The 19,766-nt window shown below is 57.3% G+C and carries 15 protein-coding genes; 5 read left to right on the forward strand and 10 right to left on the reverse strand.

What is annotated here, in order from left to right:
• Nucleotides 1-287 precede the first annotated feature (287 nt).
• Nucleotides 288-1,742 (forward strand): AMP nucleosidase, encoded by a 1,455-nt coding sequence (locus ACMGGP_RS10595; RefSeq protein WP_010670874.1) that lies wholly within the window; start codon nucleotides 288-290, stop codon nucleotides 1,740-1,742.
• Nucleotides 1,743-1,845: 103 nt separating this feature from the next.
• Here the strand turns inward: ACMGGP_RS10595 and ACMGGP_RS10600 are convergent, their stop codons facing one another.
• Both ACMGGP_RS10600 and ACMGGP_RS10605 read right to left on the reverse strand, forming a co-directional pair.
• Nucleotides 1,846-3,390, reverse strand: coding sequence for a methyl-accepting chemotaxis protein (locus ACMGGP_RS10600; RefSeq protein WP_033772080.1), 1,545 nt, complete (start codon nucleotides 3,388-3,390; stop codon nucleotides 1,846-1,848).
• A gap of 1,200 nt (nucleotides 3,391-4,590) precedes the next feature.
• Nucleotides 4,591-4,908 carry a hypothetical protein gene (locus ACMGGP_RS10605; protein WP_498798412.1) on the reverse strand — a complete coding sequence of 106 codons (318 nt, stop codon included), beginning with the start codon at nucleotides 4,906-4,908 and terminating at the stop codon, nucleotides 4,591-4,593.
• Nucleotides 4,909-5,220: 312 nt separating this feature from the next.
• Between ACMGGP_RS10605 and ACMGGP_RS10610 the strand changes: the two genes are divergently transcribed.
• On the forward strand, nucleotides 5,221-5,403 hold the full coding sequence (locus tag ACMGGP_RS10610) for a hypothetical protein (protein WP_498798413.1): 183 nt from the start codon (nucleotides 5,221-5,223) through the stop codon (nucleotides 5,401-5,403).
• 224 nt (nucleotides 5,404-5,627) lie between these two features.
• On the forward strand, nucleotides 5,628-6,023 hold the full coding sequence (locus tag ACMGGP_RS10615) for a hypothetical protein (RefSeq protein ID WP_165588083.1): 396 nt from the start codon (nucleotides 5,628-5,630) through the stop codon (nucleotides 6,021-6,023).
• Nucleotides 6,024-7,531: 1,508 nt separating this feature from the next.
• On the opposite strand, the gene ACMGGP_RS10620 is transcribed toward ACMGGP_RS10615, so the two are convergent.
• A complete protein-coding gene (locus tag ACMGGP_RS10620) occupies nucleotides 7,532-8,833 on the reverse strand; it encodes an NCS2 family permease (protein ID WP_498798414.1) in 1,302 nt (433 codons plus the stop codon).
• A gap of 419 nt (nucleotides 8,834-9,252) precedes the next feature.
• On the opposite strand from ACMGGP_RS10620, the gene ACMGGP_RS10625 reads away from it, so the two are divergent.
• Nucleotides 9,253-9,996, forward strand: coding sequence for a response regulator (locus ACMGGP_RS10625; RefSeq protein ID WP_192072833.1), 744 nt, complete (start codon nucleotides 9,253-9,255; stop codon nucleotides 9,994-9,996).
• On the opposite strand, the gene ACMGGP_RS10630 is transcribed toward ACMGGP_RS10625, so the two are convergent.
• The 4 genes from ACMGGP_RS10630 to ACMGGP_RS10645 form a co-directional block, all read right to left on the reverse strand.
• Complete coding sequence (locus ACMGGP_RS10630; RefSeq protein WP_307593638.1) at nucleotides 9,997-10,695, reverse strand: D-lyxose/D-mannose isomerase; 699 nt, start codon at nucleotides 10,693-10,695, stop codon at nucleotides 9,997-9,999.
• Between the two features lie 44 nt (nucleotides 10,696-10,739).
• A complete protein-coding gene (locus ACMGGP_RS10635) occupies nucleotides 10,740-11,678 on the reverse strand; it encodes an ABC transporter substrate-binding protein (RefSeq protein ID WP_498798415.1) in 939 nt (312 codons plus the stop codon).
• Between the two features lie 90 nt (nucleotides 11,679-11,768).
• Nucleotides 11,769-12,749, reverse strand: coding sequence for an ABC transporter permease subunit (locus tag ACMGGP_RS10640; protein ID WP_010247757.1), 981 nt, complete (start codon nucleotides 12,747-12,749; stop codon nucleotides 11,769-11,771).
• 10 nt (nucleotides 12,750-12,759) lie between these two features.
• Nucleotides 12,760-14,274, reverse strand: a complete 1,515-nt coding sequence (locus ACMGGP_RS10645; RefSeq protein WP_061703818.1) for a sugar ABC transporter ATP-binding protein — start codon at nucleotides 14,272-14,274, stop codon at nucleotides 12,760-12,762.
• A 147-nt stretch (nucleotides 14,275-14,421) separates the two neighbouring features.
• On the opposite strand from ACMGGP_RS10645, the gene ACMGGP_RS10650 reads away from it, so the two are divergent.
• Nucleotides 14,422-17,037: an ATP-binding protein gene (locus tag ACMGGP_RS10650; protein WP_498798416.1), complete on the forward strand. Its 2,616-nt coding sequence runs from the start codon at nucleotides 14,422-14,424 to the stop codon at nucleotides 17,035-17,037.
• On the opposite strand, the gene phnE (ACMGGP_RS10655) is transcribed toward ACMGGP_RS10650, so the two are convergent.
• The 3 genes from phnE (ACMGGP_RS10655) to phnD form a co-directional block, all read right to left on the reverse strand.
• Nucleotides 16,991-17,875: a phosphonate ABC transporter, permease protein PhnE gene (gene phnE / locus ACMGGP_RS10655; protein ID WP_061901337.1), complete on the reverse strand. Its 885-nt coding sequence runs from the start codon at nucleotides 17,873-17,875 to the stop codon at nucleotides 16,991-16,993. The two genes, ACMGGP_RS10650 and phnE (ACMGGP_RS10655), sit on opposite strands and share 47 nt — an antisense overlap.
• On the reverse strand, nucleotides 17,872-18,732 hold the full coding sequence (gene phnE, locus ACMGGP_RS10660) for a phosphonate ABC transporter, permease protein PhnE (RefSeq protein WP_010670882.1): 861 nt from the start codon (nucleotides 18,730-18,732) through the stop codon (nucleotides 17,872-17,874). The genes phnE (ACMGGP_RS10655) and phnE (ACMGGP_RS10660) overlap by 4 nt, the downstream gene beginning before the upstream one ends.
• A 93-nt stretch (nucleotides 18,733-18,825) precedes the next feature.
• Complete coding sequence (gene phnD, locus ACMGGP_RS10665) at nucleotides 18,826-19,752, reverse strand: phosphonate ABC transporter substrate-binding protein (protein ID WP_010247773.1); 927 nt, start codon at nucleotides 19,750-19,752, stop codon at nucleotides 18,826-18,828.
• Nucleotides 19,753-19,766: the final 14 nt, after the last annotated feature.

Genomic DNA, 19,766 nt, shown 5'->3' on the forward strand with positions numbered 1-19,766 from the left:
AACCTGATTATTTCCCTGACGTTATGATCGGTTGGCCATGCTTTGCTGCTGGCGGTTTTTCCGCCATCTCCTCATCGGTAACGCATTCAAACGTGGCGAACCACCCCTTCTGATAGTAAAGATTTTCTTACTGTTTTTCAGTGCAGCAGATCTTCACTTAAAACAGCGCTGCTCAGAATTCCCGCTTCGCTGGCGCAAAAAAACGGCGATCACAGATTCTTCAACAATCTCCGCAACAAACCCGCTAAGCTTGGGGCAAATTGCGGAAAAAAATGGAAGGAGAAACCATGCCGACACTACGGAAAAACCTGACCAGCCAGCAGGCGCTGGATGAACTCGAACGCCTGTACGATGGCGCCGTTGATGCGCTGCGCGAGGCGATTAAAGCCTTTACCGAAAACGGCACGCTGCCCGATGCCACCGCACGGGCGCAGGGACTATTTGTTTACCCGGAGCTGCGCATCACCTGGCGCGGCGACGGTCCGCAGCAGAACCGCACGCGTGCCTGGGGACGCTTCACCCACACCGGCAGTTACAGCACCACCATCACCCGCCCGGCATTGCTGCGCCACTATATTTCGGAACAGCTTCAGATGCTGGAGAAGGAGTATCAGCTGGAGATCGACGTGGGGCCCTCCAGCCAGGAGATCCCCTATCCTTACGTGATCGACGGTTCCGACCTGTCACTGGATCGCACCATGAGCGCCGGTATTGCGCGCCACTTCCCGACCACCGAGCTGTCGCAGATTGGCGATGAGACCGCCGATGGCCTGTTCCACGCCGATGCAAAATCCCCTCTGTCGCACTTCGACGCGCTGCGAACCGACTTCTCGCTGGCCCGCCTGCGTCACTACACCGGCACCAGCGTAGAGCACTTCCAGCCGTTTGTGCTGTTCACCAACTACACCCGTTATGTTGATGAGTTTGTGCGCTGGGCGATCGAGCAGGTGCGCGATCCCAGTACCCCTTACGACAGCCTGGCCTGCGCGGGCGATGTGGTGCTGACCGCCGACACCGCTGACAGTGAGTCGATGCTCTCGGATCTGGCGTGGAAGAAGCACCAGATGCCTGCCTGGCATCTCACCTCGCCGAATCGTCGCGGTATTACGCTGATTAACATTGGTGTCGGCCCGTCGAATGCCAAAACCATCTGCGATCATCTGGCGGTGATGCGTCCACATGCGTGGCTGATGATTGGTCACTGTGGCGGTCTGCGCGAGAGCCAGCGGATTGGTGATTATGTGCTGGCCCATGCCTATCTGCGCGACGATCACGTACTGGACAGCGTGCTGCCGCCTGATATCCCGGTACCCAGCATTGCCGAAGTGCAGCGCGCGCTGTATGACGCCACCAAATCGGTGAGCGGCATGCCAGGCGAAGAGGTGAAGCAGCGGTTGCGTACCGGCACCGTGGTGACCACGGACGATCGCAACTGGGAACTGCGCTACTCCGCTTCGGCACTGCGCTTTAACCTGAGCCGTGCGGTGGCGGTCGATATGGAAAGCGCCACTATTGCCGCACAGGGTTATCGTTTCCGGGTGCCATATGGCACACTGCTGTGCGTTTCAGACAAGCCGTTGCACGGTGAGATTAAGCTGCCCGGTCAGGCGAACCGTTTCTATGAAGGGGCGATTTCGGAGCATCTGCAGATTGGTATTCACGCGGTTGAGTTGCTGCGCGCCGAGGGCGATAAGCTGCATTCGCGTAAGTTGCGTACCTTTAATGAGCCGCCTTTCAGGTAAGCGTTAGCCGGCTGATGCGGGGAATAAGGCCGGTACTGCTGACAGGCAGTACCGGCCTCTTGCTTTGGAATCTACCCAACGCGCATGTCAGTGCCGGGATAATTTATACTTTAAAGGTCTCTACAATCAGCCTGAGAGACTGCGCTTGCTCAGAGAGAGACTGAGAAGCACTTGATGATTCTTCTACCAGAGCAGAGTTATTTTGCGTCACCCCATCCATCTGGCTGACTGCAATACTCACCTGAGAAATCCCCTGCATCTGTTCAGCCGACGACAGCGCAATAGCATCCATGGATTCAGCCAGTTCATCCACTAAATGCACGACTTTGAGAATACTCAAACCCGTATCACTGGCAACAGTGACGCCGCATTCAACCTGTCCGACAGCCTGCTCTATTAACGCTTTAATATCTTTTGCGGCAGTCGCACTACGTTGTGCAAGCGTTCTGACTTCAGACGCGACGACAGCGAAGCCCCTTCCCGTCTCTCCCGCTCGTGCCGCTTCAACGGCTGCGTTCAGGGCAAGAATATTAGTCTGGAATGCGATGCTTTCGATGACGGCGGTGATATCTCTGACTTTAGACGCGCTTTTTGAAATATCACTCATCGTATCTGACATTCGTTTGACGTCCGTTTCCCCTCGTTTTGCAATCGAGGCGGTATCTCTCGCTGAGTTGGCTGTGTCCCTGGCAGTTTTGCTGTTATTTTGTACTGTAGCGGTGAGCTGTTCCATACTCGCAGCCGTTTCCTGCAAGGCAGCAGCCTGCTGTTCAGTACGAGATGCAAGCTCATTGTTTCCTTCAGAAATTTCATTCGCAGAAAGGGCGACTGAAGAAGAGCCTGATTTAATTTCTGAAACGATATCCCGTAACCGAACCTGCATGCTGTTTAAAGAGGCCATGAGACTGAGAGTGTCATTTTTCTTCAAGCTAACAGGAGTGGTCAGATCCCCATTAGTGATTGCATTAGCAAGTTTCCGCGCGGTACTCGGTTCATCGCCAAGCTCGCTCATGAGTTTACGAATAAGATAGATGCTGGTGCCCGTGCCGAACAAAATAGCCGCAACTAAAAGCGTCACCAGGATGATGTAGGCTCTTTCGGTATTTTTCGCGTTTTGAATAACTGAGTCATCCGACTGCTTTGCCAGGATTTCACTCATCAGGGTAAGACCTTCAAGCAGCGGAACCTGTGCGGGCCTGACTTTTTCCAACAGATACTTAACGGTGATATCACTGTTTTTAGCCAGTGCCAGCGGAACGGTGTTACTGAAGGCATCCAGAGCATTTTTCTCGCTGTCACTGATCTTCGCAAAGGCTTTATATTCTTCCGTATCGCCAGACTGGCTGATCATCGTATTCAGTTGATCCCTGCTGGCTGCAAATTTAGCCTTCAGTTTAACCAGACGATCAGACTGCTCCTGGATAAGAGCCTGATCTGAAAAGAGTGATAAATTCCTGACGGTTATCGCCATATCACGCTGCGCCAGGGTAAGTTCATTGATTAATTTTGTTTTTTTCATATCACCCTGAACAACTGACTCAAGCGTGCTTTTAGCCTGATATAAAGAGTGAATAGCGACAACGATACATATGGAGAAAAAGATGATTAACGTGCCAAATCCGGAACCGAGGCGCGTAGAGATTTTCATTAAAATTCCTTGAAGGGGGGCGGCGATATAGATCTATCGGCATCTCTTTTTTTAACTTCAATGAATATTTATCACATAAATAATATTAACCATAATTAATGGCACCGCTGCAAAGCATCAAAAAAACTCATAAATTTGTCAGGCTTTGATGATTTCCAGTTCAACCAGAAATCGTTTTTTGTGCGTTATAAACAATCAGAACCCTTATGCTTACCATTGTCTTAACTTATTACTGCGTTACGCTACACTGGTTTGCATCTCATAAAAATTTCATTTAACCCTTGCAGGCGCGGCTTTTAAGGCTGCTACAAACTGAATGCTTTTCGCATGCAAAAAACACCGAAATAAAAACCAGGAATACATAAATTATAATTATAAATAACGTCAGGAACTTCTGTACATCACTTTAAACGCGGGCCGGTTCTGTGACGTCTCGCAGGATATAAATGCTTTATTAGTTCGATGAATATGGCAGAACAGACCGGCATAAGGATGCTTCAGCCCGGCCGCAGCAATCCAGCCTTCAGGCAGAAAACGCGCTGAGTGCGTTGATGAGCGTGTCCGTCTGCACGATAGCCCTGGTCTGATATGCATCACGAATAAACTCTCCATCATCAGCCCTTGATACGAACGGATAGCCCGGGCAATCGCAGAGAGAAATAGGTTTGTCTGACACGCGCATCAGCTGCAGTAACAGATGAAATTAAAAGCCGTAACATAACTGAAGCATATTGCAGACGAAATATAAAAACATACACAGCAACAAAAAACATCATTATTGAGCTTGTCACTCCATAATTGCTGTGCAATATAAATAACAGCAGACTGTAGAAGCTATTTCTTAAAATTAGTGCCACATACTGGCAATGTATTCCCGCCTTTCACATAAAATAAAATAAAGGACGCATAAAGAAACCCCAAAATGGAGGAAGATTGACAAGAAGTATTTGAGGAAAATTAACATACCTTTGGCAGCGCAGATAATAAATTTAATTACTCACTTAAAGAGGATTTATTGTGAAAGTTAAAAATATGACTGTGTTAGCGAGTATGGTTTTATTCTACTCCGCTCAGGGTATGGCCAGGCAATTTGATATCAGTGCAGCAAACATTGACGTCAATACCTCTAAGTTTTCCTTCATTCTTACTGGTGCGGGAGGTGCCGGCGGCGCAGGTGGCGCGGGGGGTGCAGGAGGCGCGTTAGGCGGGCAAGGTGGTGCCGGAGGTGTTGGAGGCGCCGGAGGTGCTGGCGGAAGTGATGGTAATGGCGCCGCTAACGCCAGCCAGAATGGTAATAATTCCAATAATGATAACGGCAGTAAAAACGGCAACGGTTCTGATCAGGGTAATAACAGTAATAACGGCACCGGGAATGCTAACGGGAGTGGTGACGGTAACGGAAATGATGCAGGCAACGGCGGTGGTAATGGAGGAGGTGATGGTGGTGGTGATGGCGGTGGTGATGGCGGTGGTGATGGCGGCGGTGATGGCGGCGGAGACTGATAGTCTGGCGTCCATTAACTAAAAAGCTCCTGTTTGTAACCGTTATAGCAGGAGCATTATCACTGTTAGCACAGGAACAGCACATGAAACTTACCAGAAGTTACCCATTATTTTTAGCCACCGTACTGACAGTGGCATGTCCGTTTTACTCGCTGGCTCAGACTGCCAGCGACATGAATACTTCATCCTCAAATACCTCCCTCCAGCCCTCAGCAGGCAAAGACGGACAACAAGGCAATGGTGAAAACGGAGGCGCGGGAGGCAAAGGAGGCGTTCCGGGAGAAGGTACTAACGGAGGAAAAGGAGGTAATGGCGGCAATGGCGGCAATGGCGGGAGTGCCGATAATCCCGATACATCAAGTAAAGGCGGTGCGGGCGGCGCAGGCGGTGCGGGTGGCGCAGGCAGTGCGGGTGGCGCAGGCGGTGCGGGTGGTGCGGGTGGCGCAGGTGGTGCGGGCGGTGCAGGCGGTGCGGGTGGTAACGGAGGGACCGGTGGAGAAAGTTTTCTGAAAAGGATTTTCAAATGAAAACAATCACTTTGTTAGCTTCGCTAATCATCATTCCGTATGCGCATGCTGAGTACAAAACGGATATGTTGAGTTCACACCATAATGTCATTCTCATTGATGCCGCTGCAGGTTCTGATGGCGGACCGGGGCAGAACGGCGGTGCCGGGGCCAATGGCGGTCCGGGTGAAAATGGAGGACGAGGGGGAAACGGGGGTATCGGCGGAAATGGAGGGCCAGGAGGAAATGGTGGTGCCGGAGCCAATGGCGGTGATGGCGGAAATGGCGGCCTGGGAGGAAACGGTGGAAATGGCGGGAACGGAGGTGCTGGACAGAATGGCCAGGCCGGAGGCAATGGCGGGAATGGAGGAAGCGGCAGTATGGGGGGAGATGGCGGAAACGGGGGAAATGGAGGGGATGGCAGCAATGGTAGTGCTGGTGGCGCAGGGGGGAACGGAGGGAATGGTGGCAGCACGGGAGGTGACGGCGGTGCGGGAGGTAACGGTGGTGACGGAGGAGATGGCGGCGACTAAATTCACCCACGCCTTAATATCTCTTCTCTCCTGGCAGCAGGCTTATAAAACAGGCCAGAACAGCAATTATCACGGGTTAATTCACAGCTAAAACAGGCATTTTAATAACTCTGATTTAGCGTAAGAAAACTTTCCGTCAGCTCCGTCAGCTCAACATTAAAATCAGCTTACCTGAACTAACTAAAACGCTCAGAGATCCTGTCAACGCTGAGTATGTATGAAACCCCTCTTGTTTTGCCATCAGGGAAAGTCAGATTAGAGCTGGCGTACAGTGGAGCCCCGGATTTTTGATAGCCATGATGTGAGAAATAATGGAATTAAATACACCGCTGAAATGGAGTAACAAGTAACAACAAACGCCACAAGTGAAATGCTTTTATAATTTAAACGCACAAACGAGAACAGCCGTGAATAACGACAACTCCGCCATATGCGCTCTATTACAATGTTTCGCAGTGTATCAGACACCGCCAACCCCATAGCCTGGCAGGCGAAACCCGCTCAGTGTCAGCCTGCTAAAAGCGAAACCTTATGAATCTTTCCCCGCTTTCAGCGGCCTGAGCCCAGCCAGTCCGGGTGACAAACCCACCGGCAGGGGTTTGCCAGAGGCGTCCGCCTGCACGGGCAACCTGAAACTCCCCATAGCCTGGCAGGCGAAACCCGCTCAGTGTCAGCCGGCTAGAAAGCGAAACCTAATGAATCTTTCCCCGCTTTCAGCGGCCTGAGCCCAGCCAGTCCGGGTGACAAACCCACCGGCAGGGGTTTGCCAGAGGCGTCCGGAGCGCTGAGGAACAACCGGAGGCAAGGATGAGCCGACAGGACGTCGGCGAAAGGACGGCACGAGCCAGGGATGGCGAGTCCGGACGGTCCGTCGGCCGCAGGGCGTGACGAAGGCACCCCGCGTAGCGGGGCGCGCAGGCAGCCGGACGCCGGGATTGTTAAGGGGCGGGCGTACGCCCCTTGACGCGTCCGCCTGCACAGGCAACCTGAAACTCCCCATCGCCTGGCGGGCGTAACCCTCTCAGCGCTAACGCGCGGCTAAGTGAACTAAGACGCCCCATCGCCTTGCAGGCGAAACCGCTCAGTGCAAGCCCGCTACAAAGCGAAACCTTATGAATCTTTTCCCGCTTTCAGCGGCCGGAGCCCAGCCAGTCCGGGTGACAAACCCACCGGCAGGGGGTTTCCCAGAGGCGTCCGGAGCGCTGAGGAACAACCGGAAGCCGGGAGCCGACAGGACGTCGGCGAAAGGACGGCACGAGCCAGGGATGGCGAGTCCGGACGGTCCGTCGGCCGCAGGGCGTGACGAAGGCACCCCGCGTAGCGGGGCGCGCAGGCAGCCGGACGCCGGGATTGTTAAGGGGCGGGCGTACGCCCCTTAACGCGTCCGCCTGCACGGGCAACCTGAAACTCCCGAACGACTGGCGGGCGAAACCCGCTCAGTGCTTACGCGCGGTAAGTGATCTGAAACTCCCCTCGCCTGTGCGGGCGAAACCTGCTCACAGCCAGCCCGCTGCCAGGCGAAACTTACTCAGTGTGCCTGCCCGCTGCACAGCGAAATCCGCCCGCTGCTAAGCGACCTTCCCTGCCGCCAGGCAACAACTAAGCACTCAACCATCCCAGCTTAATCACAAACAGGATCGACAGGATCACCAGCGCCGCATTCACCTCTTTCGCGCGTCCGCTCAGCAGCTTCACCAGCGTCCAGGTAATAAAACCAAACGCGATACCGTTAGCGATCGAATAGGTCAGCGGCATGGTCAGCGCGGTGACGGTGACTGGCGCGGCGGTGGTGATATCTTTCCAGTTAATCTCTGCCAGACCCGATGCCATCAGCACCGCTACAAACAGCAACGCAGGCGCGGTGGCATAAACCGGAACACTGGAGGCCAGCGGCGAGAAAAACAGGGCCAGCAGGAACAGCACGGCGACCACAATCGCGGTCAGGCCGGTACGGCCCCCGGCACTCACGCCCGCCGCCGATTCCACATAACTGGTAGTGGTCGAGGTGCCGAGCAGTGAACCAAACAGCGCAGCCGCACTGTCAGCAATCAGCGCACGGCCCATCTTCGGCACGTTACCCTGCTCATCCGCCAGACCGGCGCGTTTGGTCACACCCAGCAGCGTGCCAGTGTTATCAAACACATCAACAAACAGGAAGGCAAAAATCACGCTGATCAGGCCGACGTTAAACGCGCCGGCAATATCCAGCTGCATAAAGGTCGGTGCAATCGACGGCGGTGCAGAGAAAACCCCGGCAAAGGGCGACAGACCAATGCCCATGGAGATAAAGGTCACCAGCAGAATACCGATCAGCACTGCGCCCGTCACCCGACGTGCTTCCAGTACCACAATAACCACAAAGCCGAGCATCGCCAGCAGCGGACCCGGTTTAGTCAGATCGCCAATGCCCACCAGCGTCGCCGGGTTATCGACCACGATGCCCGCCCCTTCCAGCGCAATCAGTGCCAGAAAAAGGCCGATACCGGCACCAATCCCGGCGCGCAGCGGCAGCGGAATACTGGCAATAATCCATTCACGAATCTTAAACAGCGACATCGCGAAGAAAATCACCGCCGAGAGAAACACCGCGCCCAGCGCAATCTGCCACGTATAGCCCATGTGCAGCACAACGGTGTAGGTGAAAAAGGCGTTCAGTCCCATACCCGGAGCCAGCGCAATCGGATAGTTGGCGATCAGCCCCATCAGCACGCAGCCAATCGCCGCCGCCAGACAGGTGGCAACAAATACCGCGCCCTTGTCCATGCCGGTTGCGCCCAGAATGCTTGGGTTCACAAACAGAATATAAGCCATCGCCAGGAAGGTGGTGATCCCGGCGATAATCTCAGTACGAACCGTCGTGTTATGCGCTTTGAGTTTGAATAGTTTTTCTAACATCATCATCTCTCGATACAGGAGACATCAGTCTCACTTGCCAAAGGGGTTTGCATGCTGATTATTCTGTTTCCGGGACACTGATGCCGGCCGCTGCATACTTGCGTGCCAGAATCGCCTGAAATCCCTGACTTACCCACTGCCCAAAGCAATTGCCATGCCATCTACCGACGCAATCGATTACCTGGCAGAGCCGGGTACGCCTAAGAGAATTCCGAACCAAAACGAGGCGCGATTATGGTGCAATGCACCGATGCCGCGCAATCGTTTTCCTGCGGCAAACGGCGAGCCCCGAAAAACTCTGCGCCAGCGCACGCTTCCGCACTCTCACAGGCGAAGCTGGTCACGTTTCAGCACGCTGCCTCAGCAAGCTTTTCTGGCCTGTGTAGACTCCTGAATTAACTCTTTCGTAACATTGAGGCCGCGCAATGAAGCCAGCAATTTTGGTGGTGGATGATGATCCTGCAGTCTGCGACGTCTTGCAGGATGCGTTAAGTGAACATCTGTTAACGGTCTACCGCTGTCATCAGGGACGCGAGGCGCTATCGATGCTCGGCGAACACCCGGAAATCTCGCTGGTGATGCTGGATATGATGCTGCCCGATACCAACGGGCTACTGGTGTTGCAGCAGCTTCAGCGTCAGCGACCCGAAGTGCTGGTGATTATGCTGACCGGTATGGGTTCTGAAGCGGAGATGGTGGTGGGCCTTGAGATGGGCGCAGATGACTACATCGCCAAACCCTTTAATCCACGCGTGGTGGTGGCGCGAACCCGGGCGGCCCTGCGCCGCAGCGGACGCATTGCCCAGGCAGACCCTGAACAGGAGGGCTGGCGTTTTGGCGGCTGGCAACTGGATGATGGCCGCTGCCAGCTGTTTAATCCGCAGCGCGAGCTGGTGCCGCTGACCCAGGGGGAATATAGCCTGTTACGCGCGCTGGTTCGCCACGCCCGAAAAGTGCTGACCCGCGATCAGTTGCTGGAGCTGACCCACAGCGAAAGTCTCGACGTGTTTGATCGCACCATCGACGTGCTGATCATGCGGTTGCGCCGTAAAATCGAAATCAACCCGCACCAGCCCGACCTGATCCGCACCATTCGCGGACTGGGTTATGTCTTTTCGGCCGATGTGGTGAAACCCGATTCGACAACGCGTGCCAGTCAGATTGCCTGATTACGCCTGCCGCGCGCAGGATAACCAGTGCGCGTAATCATTACACAGCAGCCAGCGCGGCGCTTCATCTTCCTCCAGTGGGTTGAAACGAGCCAGCGGCGTCAGAAACACATTGTCGTTTTCATCATCGTTGGGCATCGACACCTCGCCCACCAGCACGTCGCCGAAGCCACTTTCACCCCAGAAACTGTGCCAGATGCCCGCCTCCAGCGTCACGCTTTCACCCGGTGAGAGCCGCAGCTGTGAACCGGCGGCATGAGTCTGGCGCAGGCCATCCAGCGACACCGCCACCAGCGAGTCAGCCAGCCCGTCACCATTGCGGTTATGCAATTCGACAATCAGATTCCCGCCGCCGCGATTAATGATGTCTTCCATCTTGCGCGGATGGTAGTGCATCGGCGTCTGCTGCCCTTCCCGCACATGCATTATTTTCTCGGCGTAGGGTTTATGCCACGGCTGCCCGCCTGGTGAACCGTTGCGCAGTGTAAACAGTGTCAGCCCGGTCTGCAGAAAATCAGCTGCGCCAAAACTGGTGAGATCCCATCCCAGCCGCAACGCCAGAATCTCCTGCGCGACCTCACGATCCTGAGCCCGCCACTGGCTCGCATCGAAATCGGCCCACGGCGGCAGATGCACATCCTGCTGTCGGAAAAACTCGCGCGTATGTTGCAGGTAATAATTAACCTCTGAACGTTGCATGGTGGCCTCCTGAGAGCGGCACCCTAAAAGTGCCGCCCTAAAGCTTATTTCACCGTCCAGCCCTGGTAGCTGCCGATATTATTACGATCGATCAGTTTCACCGGGATCAGCACCGGTTTGTCCGGTGCCGGTTTGCCCTGCAGGATGTCATAACCAATCTCGACCGCTTTGGCGGCCATGACCTGCGGGTCCTGCGCAGGCGTCGCGACGAACAGTGAATTCTTGCGCTTCAGCGCCTCTTCACCGTCCGGCGAGCCATCGACGCCAACGATAAAGAACTCACTGCGCTGCGCCTGTTTCGCCGCTAAGTCTGCGCCAATCGCTGTCGGGTCATTGATGGCAAACACCGCATCAATTTTTGGATTGGCAGAAAGCAGACCGGTCATGACTTCCAGTCCGCCTTCACGACTGCCTTTGGCGTTCTGGTTGTAAGAGAGCAGATTGATGTCAGGATGGGTTTTCAGCTCGGTCATGCAGCCTTCAACGCGGTTTTGCACCGCAGAGACCGGTGGTCCGTTAATGATCACCACGTTGCCTTTGTTCTTCAGCCGGTCAGCAATATATTTACAGGCCATCGCGCCCGCCTCGGTGTTATCGGAGGTGATGGTCGCATTCGCGCCATCGGCCGCCACGTCGACCGCCACCACTACGATACCGGCATCACGCGCCCGCTTCACCGCCGGGGCGATCCCTTTGGAGTCGGCGGCGTTGAGGATAATCATGTCGACTTTGGCAGCAATAAAGTTATCAATCTGGCCCACCTGCTGACCGAGATCGTAGCCGCTGGAGACCAGCGTCACATTCACCTTATCGCCCGCCAGCTGACGCGCCTTCATCTCAGCGCCTTTGGTGATCTGCACGAAGAAGGGGTTTGCCAGATCGCCGACCGTTACGCCGATAGATTTGAGTTCTTTTGCCTGAGCCAGGCCGGTACTGAACAGCGTCGCCGCCAGCAGCCCGGTTACAATCGGATTAAAACGCATAGACCTTCTCCTGCTGTTTTCAAGGTGCCAACCACTTAATGGCGTTTTTTAGGTGGCGGAGGTGAAATGGCACATCCGCCCTTATAAGACTCAACTCACATGATGACGGGTACGGTATTTGTCGATCAGGACCGCGATGATGATGACCGCGCCCTTGATCACCAGCTGCCAGAAGTAGGAGACCCCCATCAGCGTCATGCCATTATTCAGCGTGGCGATAATCAGTGCACCAATCAGGGTGCCGGTGATGGTACCGATGCCGCCGACAAAGCTGGTACCGCCGAGGATCACCGCCGCAATCGCATCCAGCTCATAGCCAACCCCGAGGTTGCCGTTGGCGCTGTAAAGCCGCGAGGCACTCATCAGACCGCCCAGCCCCGACAGCAGCCCGCTCATGCCGTAGACAAACAGCAGCACCATCCCCACCTTGATGCCGGTGAGACGCGCCGCCTGGATATTGCCGCCGACCGCGTAGATATGGACGCCCAGCGTGGTGCGGCGCAGGATGAACCAGCAGATGGCGATCACCGCAAAGGCAATCACAATCAGCCACGGCACTGGCCCGAGATAGCCGTTGCCGATCCACTCAAAGTTAATATCGGAGTTGATTACTGTGGTGCCATCCGCCAGCAGGTAAGCGGCTCCGCGCAGCGCGGTGTAGGTGCCAAGCGTGACGATAAAGGGCGGCAACCCGGCCCAGGCGACCAGGATGCCGTTGAACAGCCCCATCACCAGGCCGGCGCCCAGCGCCATCGGAATGGTCATGGAAGCCAGCATCGGATCCAGCGACGCTACCAGCGCCACCACCGCGGTGGTCCCCAGCATTGACCCCACTGACAGGTCGATGCCGCCGGTGAGGATCACAAAGGTCATGCCCGCCGCCAGCACGATGTTAATCGACGCCTGACGGGTAATGTTGAGCAGGTTTGCTTCGGTAAAGAAGTTCGGCGTGACGAAACCAAATATCGCCACGATCAGGATCAGAATCGGCAGGATACCCACCGTTTGCAGCAGATCGCCCATCAGGGCGCGTTTCAGCGTCGGTGCTTTGGTGCGGGCCAGTTGTGTCATGGTGGTCTCCTTAGATTTCGCCTGCTGACGCGCTGTGCGCACCGGTTGCCAGCGTCATAATATTTTCCTGACTGATGTGGCTGCCCTCCAGCTCACCGACGATGGTGCCTTCGTGCATCACGTAAACGCGGTCGCTCATCCCGACCACTTCCGGCAGTTCGCTGGAGATCATCAGAATCGCCACGCCCTGCCGCGCCATCTCCTGCATCATGCGGTAGATCTCGCTTTTCGCCCCGACATCGACGCCGCGCGTCGGTTCATCGAGGATCAGAATGCGCGGACCAATCGCCACCCAGCGCGAAATCAGCAGCTTCTGCTGGTTACCGCCCGACAGACCGCCCGCCCGGACCTGAGCGTGAGGAACGCGAATATTGAGTGAAGCGATCGCCTCATTGGCGATGGTCTGCCCTTTGCGGCGGTTCAGCATCCCGTAACTGGCGTCACGTTCCAGCGTCGCCATCACGATGTTCTCCTGCGCCGCCATCTCCAGAAACAGTCCCTGCTCTTTGCGGTTTTCGGTGAGGAAACCGATGCCGCGTGCAATTGCATCGCGCGGTGAATGGATGGTGACCTTCTCGCCATCGATCCAGATCTCGCCCTCTTTCGGCTTGTGCACGCCAAAAATCAGCTGTGCCAGCTCGCTGCGGCCTGCGCCCACCAGCCCGGCCAGGCCGACAATCTCTCCGGCCCGCACTTCAAGACTGCTGGGATGCACTTTGCCACCATCGGTAAGGTGATTGACCGCCAGCCGGATATCGCCCAGCGGGATAGCACGGTCTTTGTTAAACAGGTCGCTGAGCGGCCGTCCGACCATCATCCGCACCAGTTCGCTGGCGTTAAGCTGATCACGGGTCAGGCTGCCTACATACTCCCCGTCGCGCAGCACGCTGACGCGATCGGACAGCTCATACACCTCCGCCATGCGGTGGCTGATATAGATGATCGCCATGCCTTCGCTGCGCAGCCGTTTGATCAGCGCGAACAGCTGTTCGGTTTCGCGGTTGGAGAGCGCGGCGGTCGGCTCATCCATCACCAGAATGCGGCTGTTGCGCTGCAGCGCGCGGGCGATCTCCACCTGCTGCTGCTCGGCGATGCTCAGACGGCTGACCAGATCCCAGGCGCTGAACTGCGCGCCGAGCCGGTCAATGACCCGCTGCGCCTCTTCGGCCATCTGCCGCCGCCTGACCAGCCCGCCGGGCGCGATTTCGCTGCCGAGAAAAATGTTCTCCGCCACCGTCAGGTTGGGTGCCAGGTTGATCTCCTGATAAATCAGGGTGATCCCGGCGGCCAGAGCCTCTTTCGGCCCTTTCAGCGCCCAGGGCTTGCCTTCAATTAAAATTTCCCCGCTGCTGGCGGTATAGGCACCGGCCAGAATCTTCATCAGTGTGCTTTTACCCGCGCCGTTCTCCCCCATCAGCGCGTGGACCTCACCGGGATAAACCGTGAGATCGACGCCCTTCAGGGCATAAAAGCTGCCGAAGCGCCGGGTAATTCCCCGCATTTCCAGTATCGGTGTGGCTGTCATCGCCTCGCTCCTGCGGACTGTGGATAGCCGTCAGTAAAGCAACGCCAGATAAACGGAAAATGTCAGCGCCCGTTCATATTTGTCATAAACGCCCGCCTGCACACTCCTATACTCGGCCCATCGTTGCAGTGAATAAGAGGTCGTGGGATGCAGCGCACTTATCCGTGGCAGGCCGGGGCACGTGGACGCCTGTTGCTGTTCAATCTGCTGGTGGTGTCGGTCACGCTGATGGTCAGCGTGGTGGCGATCTTCGGCTTTCGTCATGCCGGGGCGATTCAGGAGCAGGCACAGGCGCAGACCCTGGCCGACATGAACGGCAGCCTGGCGCTGGCGCGGGATACCGCCAACGTGGCGACAGCGGCAGTGCGGCTGTCACAGGTGGTGGGCGCGCTGGAGTACCAGAGCGAATCACAGCGGCTGCAGCAGAATCAGCAGGCGTTGCAGCAGTCGCTGAGCCTGCTGGCCAGTGCGCCGCTGGCGGCACGTCAGCCGGAGCGCATCGCCCGGATCCGCGCCCGCAGCCTGATGCTGGAACAGACGATTAACAGCCTGCTGCTGACCGGTCACCAGCGTCATCTGCAGCGCAACAACATGCTGAGCGACCTGTGGCAGACACAGATTCTGCTCAGCCATATCGACCAGCTGGTACAGCGGGAACAGCGGACGCTGCCGGATGCCGCGCTGCGGGAGCAAACCGAACGGCTGATCACCATCGCGATCCGCACACCCTCGCCCATCGCCGTCATCGAACAGCTCCAGCAGGTGATGGCGCACTGGCGCAACGTGCCGCTGACGGGCGTGACCGGCGAAAACGTGCAGCGACTGCTGGCTACCCAGCAGCGCCTGCTGCCGCTGGCAGAGGCGCTGGAACAGAGCGATCTGGCGATCGCCTATGCCACCTACCGGATTAAAGCGCTGGTGGCAATGCTGAATGAAGATATCAGCGCCTCGGTGCAGCAGGTGGCGTTACAGAGTGAGGCGCGCACCCTGGCGACCCACCGTGAGCTGGATTCCATCATCGGCTTTATCGCGCTGTTTGCGCTGCTGGCGCTGGCAATTACCGGCTATGCCGGTATCTACATCTACCGCAATCTCGGGTCGAGCCTGACGGCGATTGCCGGGGCCATGACGCGGCTGGCGCAGGGCGAGCAGAACGTCAGCGTGCCAGGGCTGCAACGTCGCGACGAGCTGGGCGAGCTGGCGCGGGCGTTTAACGTCTTTGCCCGTAACACCGCCTCACTGGCTCACACCTCACGGCTGCTGAAAGAGAAGAGTAATCAGCTGGAATCCACCTTTCTGGCGATGCGCGACGGCTTTGCGCTGTTTGATAACAACGGACAGCTGGTGGTGTGGAACGCCCAGTATGCGGAGCTGCTCGGCATCGCGCCGCATGAACTGCATCGCGGCGTTCCCTGGCAGCAACTGCTGGCGCCGCTGGCGGTGGATCTGCACGATCCCGGTGAACCGCAGGAGATCCGGCTGGCCGATGGTCGTACGCTGGAGCTGCGCTTCAGTCCAATCCCGCGGCGCGGCATGGTCAATACCGTGCTGGACCGGACCTCGCGTAAAACGCTGGAGGAGGCGCTGCAGCACAGCCAGAAAATGAAGGCGGTCGGCCAGCTGACCGGCGGACTGGCACACGACTTCAACAATCTGCTGGCGGTGATTATCGGCAGTCTGGCGCTGACCGAAGGCCAGCTGACGCCCGGCCCGCTGGCCAGCCGGATTGATCGGGCGCGACAGGCGGCCGACCGCGCTGCACAGCTGACCCAGCGGCTGCTGGCGTTCTCCCGCAAGCAGGCTCTCTATCCCCGTGCGGTGTCGGTGGTGACGCTGGTGGATAACCTGCAGGGGCTGCTGCAGCACTCGCTGCTGCCTGGCCAGCAGCTGATTATTGATGCACAGCGTCCCGGCTGGCCCGCCTGGATTGATGCCAGCCAGCTGGAGAATGCGCTGATGAATCTTGTGGTGAATGCCCGCGATGCGATGCATCAGCAAAGCGGTGAAATCCGGCTGCGCATCTGGAATCAGCGTCGTCTGGAGGGGGATGAAAAGCGTGACAGGGTCACAATCGAGGTGATAGACCACGGCTGCGGCATGTCGGCCGGGGTTCGTGAGCAGGTGTTTGAGCCTTTTTTCACTACCAAGGCTACCGGCAGCGGCAGCGGGCTGGGCCTGTCGATGGTTTATGGTTTTGTACGGCAGTCAGGCGGCCAGATCGAACTGGAAACCGCGCCAGGCCAGGGCACAACGGTGCGGCTGCTGTTGCCACGCGCGCCGGAAGCTGCCGTCGCGGCAGTGATCACCCCGCCATCGCCTGTGCACATTGAGACGGACATTGCGGCGGCCAGTAACCGGCTGGTGCTGGTGCTGGATGATGAACCGGCGGTGCGCCAGACGCTCTGTGAGCATCTGCATCAGCTGGGCTATCTGACGCTGGAGTGTGGTGACGGTGAAGAGGCGCTGGCGCTGCTGCGCCAGACACCTGATATCGACCTGCTGATCAGCGACCTGATGCTGCCCGGCGAGATTAACGGCGCGGAGGTGATCCGCCAGGCGCAGCAGAACTGGCCGCAGCTGGCGACGCTGCTCATCAGCGGTCAGGACCTGCGCCATCAGCCGGTGACGCTGCCGCTGTGCGAACGGCTGGCGAAGCCCTGGCAGCAGGCACAGCTGGTGCAGGCGTTACAGCGCGCCTGGCAGCGCAGCGAAAGGCTTAATCGCGCGCAGCAGGCTGCCACAACGGCACCGGCTTCCCACTGATGTAGCGCTTGCGCAGGCGGCTGGAGATCACATCCATTACCATCACTACCACCACCAGAATCAGCGTCAGGAACATCACCACATCCCAGTTCCACAGGCGCATATTCTCAGCGTAAACCAGACCGACGCCCCCGGCGCCGACAAAGCCCAGCACCGCCGCTGAGCGGGTATTGGACTCTATCTGGTAAAGGCTCAGCGCCAGAAACTGCGGGAATGACTGGGTGAAGATGCCGAAGCGGTGTTTCTGCAGGCTGTTGGCGCCGACGGCGCCCAGTCCGCGACCCGGTGAACGCTCCACCGCTTCGTGCCCTTCGGCGTAGAGTTTGCCGAGCAGACCGACATCCTGCAGGATAATCGCCAGCACCCCGGCCAGCGGCCCCATGCCGACCGCCCGGACGAAGATCAGCCCCCAGATCGCCATGTCGATGCCGCGCAACACGTCAAACAGACGGCGCATCAGAAACGCCAGCGGTTTCGCGGTTCGGCTGTGCATCACGTTACGCGCCGCCAGAAACGACAGCGGCAGCGCCAGCAGCGAGGCAGTCAGCGTGCCGGCAAAGACAATCCCTAAGGTGATGCCGACCTGCGACAGATAGTAGCCAAACGGCCAGTTCACGAAATCGTGCCAGACAAACATCCGCAGGAAATAGCGCCCCAGCTGCTGACAGCCCATCAGCAAACGCGACCACTCCAGACCAAATACCGAAAAGAAAAAGAGGTAATAGAGCAGCACCGCAAGTGTGATCAGCGCCAGGCGACGCAGATAGCGCGGCTGTGCGGCGAAGAGTTCACGATGCTGCTGCTTCATTAGCGCGATATCGGGAACGGTGCTTATCATGTCCTGTCTCCTGTCACACGGCGACGAAGCTGGCCGGAGAGCGTATCCAGCAGCGACACCACAATCAGGATCAGCAGCAGCGTAATACTGACCTGATCGTAGCGGTCCAGTTTGATGTTAGTCATCAGCTCCTGGCCGATGCCGCCTGCGCCGACCAGCCCAAGGATGGTTGAGGAGCGGAAGTTAATCTCCAGCCGCATAAAGCTGTAGGAGAGAAAGACCGGCTTAACCTGTGGCCAGAAAGCGAAACGCATCCGCTGCAGCTTGCTGGCTCCGCAGGCGGCCAGGCCGCGTACCGGCTTATCCGACGCCGACTCAATCGCCTCGTAAAACAGCTTGGTCAGGCTGCCCACGGTGTGCAGCGCCAGCGCCAGAAAACCGGGGATCGCCCCGATGCCAAAGGCCATCACAAACATCACCGCCCACGCCAGCTCCGGCATGGTGCGCAGGAAGGCGACAAAGGCGCGAATCGTCATCCGCACGCTGACCGGCGTCTGGGTATTGTCGGCGGCGAAAAAGGCCAGCACCGCGGCCAGTGCCACCGCCACCAGCGTCGAAGCCAGCGCCAGTTGTAGTGTTTCCCAGATCAGCGGCAGCTGGATCGGCAGACGGTAGCCCCAGTAAGCCAGCGAGCCTTCGGTCTTGCCGTCGGCAAACAGCAGCGGCAGATGCAGTACCGGCAGGATTTCGTGCAGGTAGTCAAAGAAGTGCGGCAGCGACTGCCAGACGGTGAGCAGATTAAATTCTGCCACCCTGCCCGCCGCCAGGTAGAGTGCCACCAGCAGCAGTGACCAGAGCAGCGTGTCTCGTTTCTGCTGGCGGCGGATGCGTTGGTAGTAGTGTTCGAATTCGGTCAAAGGGGATCTCCGGCGCTAAAGCAGCGGGACGCAGGCGAGTTTGCCGCGTCCCGCTTTCCCCGCCTGAGCGGAGAAGATAAGAAGTAGCTGGATTTAGCCGCGGCTGCCTTTCATCAGGTCGCGCTTCATATCGATGATGTTCTGATAATCGGCAACCGTCGCCTGACCGATATGCTGCTCGCCGCCCACCGCTTTCACGAAGCAGGCGTGATCTTCCTTATCCAGCTTTTTAATCGCCGACACCACTTTTGCTTTAAAGTCAGCGGGCAGCTTGTTGCTGACCAGCACCGGACCGTTGGGGATCAGCGGTGACTGCCAGATAATGCGGATCTGCTTCATCAGATCAGGATGGTCCATGCGGATCAGACGGCCAAACGCGCCAGAGGTATAGCCGCTGTTGTAGTCACCGACCAGTGAGGTCCAGGTCACTGCGCCATCAAACTGGTTATTCAGCACGCCCAGAATGTCCTGCTCATGGCCGCCGGAGAAGGTGACGCTGGAGAAGGTGTTGTTATATTTGTCATCCACTGAGCCGCCGAACATTTTCTTGAACGCCTGGTTAGGCATCAGGAAACCGGACGTCGAGTCGGGATCGGCCATACCGAAAGATTTCCCTTTCAGGTCTTCCAGCTTTTTGTACGGGCTGTCCGCTTTGACGATCACCACCGAGTGGTAGCCGCGTGACTGATCTTTGTCATCCACCACAATGCCAACCACATCCACCGCTTTCGGGTCCTGAATGTAGACCGACGCAAACGAGGCTGGCGACATGCTCAGCACCATATCGATCTTGCCGCCCAGCAGACCCTGAATCACGCCAGAGTAGTCGGAGGCATTGCGCATCTGGGTATCCACACCCAGCTCTTTATCAAAGAAGGTCTTCACACACTGATTATCACCAATCTGCTGGGTGGCGTTCTGACCGCCCAGAATCCCCAGATTAAGCTGTTTCGGCGCATCCGCTGCGCTGACACCAAACGCCATTACACTGGTCAGGAGTGCTAAAGAAGTCAGTTTCATTCGGGGTTGTTCTC

The organism is Curtobacterium sp. BNK-1 (genome assembly GCF_048685235.1).
Classification (GTDB): Bacteria; Pseudomonadota; Gammaproteobacteria; order Enterobacterales; family Enterobacteriaceae; genus Pantoea; species Pantoea agglomerans.

Bases quoted from the DNA above. Each gene is read 5' to 3' on its own strand.
- ACMGGP_RS10630 (WP_307593638.1), bottom strand. From the start codon at position 10,695: ATGCAACGTTCAGAGGTTAATTATTACCTGCAACATACGCGCGAGTTT.
- ACMGGP_RS10620 (WP_498798414.1), bottom strand. From the start codon at position 8,833: ATGATGATGTTAGAAAAACTATTCAAACTCAAAGCGCATAACACGACG.
- ACMGGP_RS10650 (WP_498798416.1), top strand. From the start codon at position 14,422: ATGCAGCGCACTTATCCGTGGCAGGCCGGGGCACGTGGACGCCTGTTG.
- phnD (WP_010247773.1), bottom strand. From the start codon at position 19,752: ATGAAACTGACTTCTTTAGCACTCCTGACCAGTGTAATGGCGTTTGGT.
- ACMGGP_RS10610 (WP_498798413.1), top strand. From the start codon at position 5,221: ATGGCGGGAGTGCCGATAATCCCGATACATCAAGTAAAGGCGGTGCGG.
- ACMGGP_RS10595 (WP_010670874.1), top strand. From the start codon at position 288: ATGCCGACACTACGGAAAAACCTGACCAGCCAGCAGGCGCTGGATGAA.
- ACMGGP_RS10605 (WP_498798412.1), bottom strand. From the start codon at position 4,908: ATGGACGCCAGACTATCAGTCTCCGCCGCCATCACCGCCGCCATCACC.
- ACMGGP_RS10615 (WP_165588083.1), top strand. From the start codon at position 5,628: ATGGAGGGCCAGGAGGAAATGGTGGTGCCGGAGCCAATGGCGGTGATG.
- ACMGGP_RS10625 (WP_192072833.1), top strand. From the start codon at position 9,253: ATGAAGCCAGCAATTTTGGTGGTGGATGATGATCCTGCAGTCTGCGAC.
- ACMGGP_RS10640 (WP_010247757.1), bottom strand. From the start codon at position 12,749: ATGACACAACTGGCCCGCACCAAAGCACCGACGCTGAAACGCGCCCTG.
- ACMGGP_RS10635 (WP_498798415.1), bottom strand. From the start codon at position 11,678: ATGCGTTTTAATCCGATTGTAACCGGGCTGCTGGCGGCGACGCTGTTC.
- ACMGGP_RS10600 (WP_033772080.1), bottom strand. From the start codon at position 3,390: ATGAAAATCTCTACGCGCCTCGGTTCCGGATTTGGCACGTTAATCATC.
- ACMGGP_RS10645 (WP_061703818.1), bottom strand. From the start codon at position 14,274: ATGACAGCCACACCGATACTGGAAATGCGGGGAATTACCCGGCGCTTC.
- phnE (WP_061901337.1), bottom strand. From the start codon at position 17,875: ATGATAAGCACCGTTCCCGATATCGCGCTAATGAAGCAGCAGCATCGT.